This window comes from Sphingomonas segetis (genome assembly GCF_009720245.1).
GTDB classification, from domain to species: Bacteria; Pseudomonadota; Alphaproteobacteria; order Sphingomonadales; family Sphingomonadaceae; genus Sphingomicrobium; species Sphingomicrobium segetis.
This window is the reverse complement of record NZ_WJSQ01000183.1, coordinates 1-4,636: the sequence shown is the minus strand read 5'-3', so window position 1 is coordinate 4,636 and position 4,636 is coordinate 1. Positions and strand designations below refer to the sequence as shown.

Sequence of the window (4,636 nt, the reverse complement as noted above, 5' to 3'; positions counted from 1 at the left end):
CGTGCGCGCCGTCGACCAGCAAGGTCAAGACGCCGCCGGCCTTGCGCCCCGCAGGGAAGCGGATCGATTCGGGCGACGATACCTTGGCGTATCGTTCGCCGACGATTTCGCCCCCGCGGCTGACGATTGCGGCGGTTCGGGCGATCGCTGCGCTCCTGGCGCTCCGGCCGTTCCTGGCGCTGCGGCCGCACGTCGCCGCCGGAAGCCTCCGCTTCCTCGGAATCGGCAAATTCGTCATCGCCGTCTTCGTCGTCGTTATCGTCGTCGCGCTGACGCCGCGGGCTTTGTTCTTCGAAGCGCGCCCGGCTCTCACTCAGCACGCGGAAATAGTGATCGGCGAACTGGAGGTAATATTCGGTCTGGACGCGGTCGCCCGCGAGCTGCGAATCGCGCGCCATGCTCTTGTATTTCTCGAGCAGCTGCGCGGCGTTGCCGCGTTGGCGGTTGTCCTGGCGGTTACCCGGCTGTCCGCCGATGTTCCGGCCCCCTTGGCCCCCGCGGCCGCGTCGGCGGCCACCCTGACGATTATTGATCAAATGCCTACGTCCTTACGAGTGTGGCTAGCCCCCTTGGCCCCTCAGTCGGGCAGGGCCGCGACCATGCGCAGCTCCTGACCCTCTCGTTCCGGTCTGCGCATTCCAAAGCGCCAGACGAACGGCCGATTGCGTCGGGGGTTGGATCGGGATGCGCTCAGCTTGTGAAAGGGAGCGGGCCCGGCCCAGGACACTGATGTAGTGCGCAGGGACGCGTCTGCCAAGCTTTTTCGCTCAAACCCAGGTTAAAAGGACGGCGCGCGGGCGTCCGGCGAGGTCATCCGCAACCTTTGCGTCGAGGCCATCTCGGGCGAGCAGCGCCGTGACGGCGTCCGCTTGCGACGGGCCGATCTCGATTGCCGCGAGCCCGCCGGCGGCGAGCAGACGAGGCAGTCGCGGCGCAACCTGGCGGTAGGCGTCGAGCCCCTCGCGCCCGGCGAACAAGGCCTCGTCCGGCTCGAACTCTCGCACCCCGGGACCGAGGTCCGCGCCGTCGGCAACATAGGGCGGATTGCACAGGATCAGGTCGAACTCGTCGACCAGCCCGGCCGCCCAGTTGCCCTGCATCAGCTTTACGCGCGGCTCAAAGCCGAGGCGCCGGGCATTAGCCGAAGCATAGGATAGCGCCTGCCGCGAAACGTCGATCCCGAGTCCGGTAGCCTTGGGCCAGATGTCGAGCGCGGCCAAAAGCAATGTGCCCGGACCTGTGCCCAGGTCGAGGATGCGCTGCGGCCCGGGCGTGCCGTCGAAATGCTCGATCGCCGAGGCGATGAGCACTTCCGAATCCGGCCGGGGGATCAGCACCCCGGGGCCGACGTGGAGCTCGATGTTCCAGAAGGCGCGCCGGCCCGTGATGTAGGCGACCGGCTCCCCTTCGGATCGTCGCGTGACCATGTGCCAGAACCGGTCCGGCACCTTGCGCTCCGGGGGTTTCAGCAACAGTTTGTCGCGGTCGATGTGGAGCGCTTCGGCCATCAGCAGCTCGGCGTCGAGGCGGGCGGAATCGCTTCTCTTGCTCAACTGGCGTGTGGCATCGTCGAGCGCTCGAATGATCGGCTTCACGCCTCTTCCAAACCGGCGAGCCGCTCGGCTTCATCCTCGGCGACCAGGGCGTCGACGATCTCGGTCAGGCCGGGGCCCTCGAGCACTTCTTCGAGCTTGTGCAATGTCAGGTTGATGCGGTGGTCGCTGACCCGCCCCTGCGGGAAATTGTAGGTCCGGATCCGCTCCGACCGGTCGCCCGAGCCGACCATCGACTTGCGCGCGCCGGCGCGTTCGCTCGCGAGCCGCTCGCGCTCCAGCTCGAACAGACGGGTCCTGAGCACTTTCAGCGCCTTGGCCTTGTTCTTGTGCTGCGACTTCTCGTCCTGCTGGATGACGACGAGGCCGGTGGGCAGGTGCGTGATCCGGACGGCGCTATCGGTCGTGTTGACCGATTGTCCGCCGGGGCCGGACGACCGGTAAACGTCGATGCGCAGGTCCTTGTCGTCGATTTGCACGTCGACGTCCTCCGCTTCCGGAAGCACCGCGACCGTCGCCGCGGAGGTGTGGATGCGTCCGCCGCTTTCGGTGACCGGCACGCGCTGGACGCGGTGCACGCCGCTTTCGAACTTGAGCTTGGCGAACACGCCGGCGCCGTGGATCGAAGCGATCGCTTCCTTGTAGCCGCCGACCTCCGAAGCGCTCGCCGAGATCAGCTCGAAGCGCCAGCCCTGGGTTTCGGCGAAGCGCTGATACATGCGCAACAGGTCGCCCGCGAACAATGCCGCTTCATCGCCGCCTGTCCCCGCGCGCACCTCGAGCATCGCGGCGCGCTCGTCCGCGGCGTCGCGGGGCAGCAGCTTGAGCGCCAGCGCCCGCTCGGCATCGGGGAGGCGACGGCGGATATCGTCGGCCTCGGCCGCTGCCATTTCCCTGAGCTCAGCCTCGGCGGTCGGGTCGGCGACGAGGCCGTTGAGCACGTCGAGCTCGGCGCGGAGGCGGCGCACTTCGCGCGCGGCGGCGGCGACCGGCTCGATCGCCGCATAATCCTTGGACAGCTGGACGAACTCGTCACGCGACAAATCGCCGCGCGCCATCGCCTCCGCAAGCTCGTGCTTGCGCGCCTCGATCGAGGCGATCCGTTCGGATGAGATTTGCGTCATCGCCCTGACAACAAATCTTTGATGTGCTGCGCGCCGGGCGAGCTGGGACTACCGGTATCGACCTGCCAAAGCAGCGACAACGGCACATGGCCGATGCACTCGAGAGATGCTGTGGCTTGCTGCCCCTCGACAAGATTGCGCACAGTGATCTTGCCGTCCGCCAACTCATCGTCACCGAGCAGCAGCGCATATTCTGCGCCACTCGCTGAAGCTCTCGTCAAACGCTTCTTCAAGTTACCTTTGTAGAGCGCCTCGGCGGCGGTCCCACTCCGACGCAATGCGGCGAGAATGCCTTGGGCAGCAGCCTCTGCCCTCTCGCCCAATGGCAAAAGCACAGCTTCAGGGTTATCGCGCGCGGGAGCATCAATCATCATCGCCAGCCGCTCGACCCCTGCCGCCCAGCCGACTGCGGGCGTGTGCGGTCCACCGAGCGCTTCGATCAGCCCATCGTAGCGGCCGCCCGCCAGCACCGTGCCTTGGGCGCCCAGCTGGTCGGTCACGAATTCGAACGCGGTGTGGCGGTAATAATCGAGGCCGCGCACCAGTCGCGGCGCGCGCCCCCACTGGATTCCGGCCGCATCGATGCCTTCCGTCACCTTCCCGAAGAAATCCGCCGCCTCGGCGGTAAGAAAATCGTCGATCACTGGCGCGCTGTCGACGATCGGCCAATCTTGATGCGCCTTGCTGTCGAGGATGCGCAGCGGATTGCGCTCGAGCCGCGCCTGGCTGTCCTCGCTCAGCGCCGAAGCGTGCCCCCGGAAATGCTCGTGGAGGGCATCGCGCCAAGCCGAGCGCGTCTCCGGGTCGCCGAGGGTGTTGAGCTGGAGGATCGCGCCGTCGATCCCGAGCTCCTTCAGCAGCTGGTCGGCGAAGGCGAGCAGCTCGACGTCGGCCTGCGGCTCGCCGACGCCGATGATCTCGGCGTCGAGCTGGCGGAACTCGCGGAAACGGCCTTTCTGGGGCCGCTCGTAACGGAACGCTGAGCCGTGGGTCGCGACCTTCAGCGGCGCATATTGCTGCCAGCCTTCGCTTAGATAGGCCCGGCAGATGCCCGCGGTGAACTCGGGCCTCAGCGTGATCGATTCGCCGCCGCGGTCCTCGAACGAATACATTTCCTTCGAAACCACGTCGGTAGTTTCGCCGATGGTCCGGGCGAACACCGCCGTGTGCTCGATGGTCGGCACCTCGACCCGTTTGAAGCCGTAAAGCCGGCGCACGCGATCGAACGCCGAAACCACCGCCGCTAGGCGGTCGGCGTCTTCTCCAAGCAGGCTTTGCGTGCCCCGGACGGGCTGAACCGGCGTCATCGTCGCGGGCCTAAAGCACAATTTCGCGACAAGCGAAATTCGCGCGTCAGCGCGACTGCTGCTGCTGCATCTCCTGCGCCTGCCGCCGGAACCAGCTCGGGCTCGGCAGGAACAGCTTCCTGAAGCTGATCATGATCGTGCGCCCGAGCGGGTCGAGAAGGCCTGGCTGATAGCCCAGCGGCACGTTGCCGGCGGCGTCGTGTACCTTGGGCCTGGCGTTGAAGATGTTGTCGACGCGCAGCTGCACCTGCGTGCCGCGCAGCCACGGATGCTTCAGAGCGACTTCGGGGATGTCGCCTGGATTCGCGAAGAGCCGAAGGTCGAAAGTCGCAAGCGGAGAGAAGCGCAGGTCGTCGCCGGTCAGCGTGTTAACGGTCGTCCCGCCGCGCCAGTTGGCGCTCAGGCGCGCGCCGAGGCCGTTGTTGAAATAGCCGGCCCGCGCCTCGACCAGGTGCCTCGCCGTTCCGCCGCCCGAGCCCGCCGCGTCGCCATGCAAATAGTCGATCCCGGGCAGGCCGGGGCCGACCTGGACCTTGTCGACGAAAGTGATGGTATCGGTGAGCGAGAAAGTGAGCCGCCCGCGGTCTCCGCCGCCGAACCGCCCGCCGCCGCGGCCGCCGAAGCCGCGGCCCCTGAAGCCCCGCTCTCCGCT

Annotated in this window: 3 protein-coding genes and 2 pseudogenes; all 5 read right to left on the bottom strand. The window is 67.1% G+C overall.

The features are described 5' to 3' along the window. Positions 1 to 233 precede the first annotated feature (233 nt). Positions 234 to 536, bottom strand: a pseudogene (locus GH737_RS16135) (DUF4167 domain-containing protein); the annotation flags it as partial. A gap of 231 nt (positions 537 to 767) precedes the next feature. Then, positions 768 to 1,595 (bottom strand): peptide chain release factor N(5)-glutamine methyltransferase, encoded by an 828-nt coding sequence (gene prmC, locus GH737_RS13130; protein ID WP_155265250.1) that lies wholly within the window; start codon positions 1,593 to 1,595, stop codon positions 768 to 770. Then, on the bottom strand, positions 1,592 to 2,677 hold the full coding sequence (prfA, locus tag GH737_RS13125) for a peptide chain release factor 1 (protein ID WP_155265249.1): 1,086 nt from the start codon (positions 2,675 to 2,677) through the stop codon (positions 1,592 to 1,594). Before prfA ends, prmC begins: the two co-directional genes overlap by 4 nt. Next, positions 2,674 to 3,984 (bottom strand): histidine--tRNA ligase, encoded by a 1,311-nt coding sequence (gene hisS, locus GH737_RS13120; RefSeq protein ID WP_155265248.1) that lies wholly within the window; start codon positions 3,982 to 3,984, stop codon positions 2,674 to 2,676. The genes prfA and hisS overlap by 4 nt, the downstream gene beginning before the upstream one ends. 46 nt (positions 3,985 to 4,030) lie before the next feature. Next, positions 4,031 to 4,636: pseudogene (locus GH737_RS15445) on the bottom strand (TonB-dependent receptor); the annotation flags it as partial.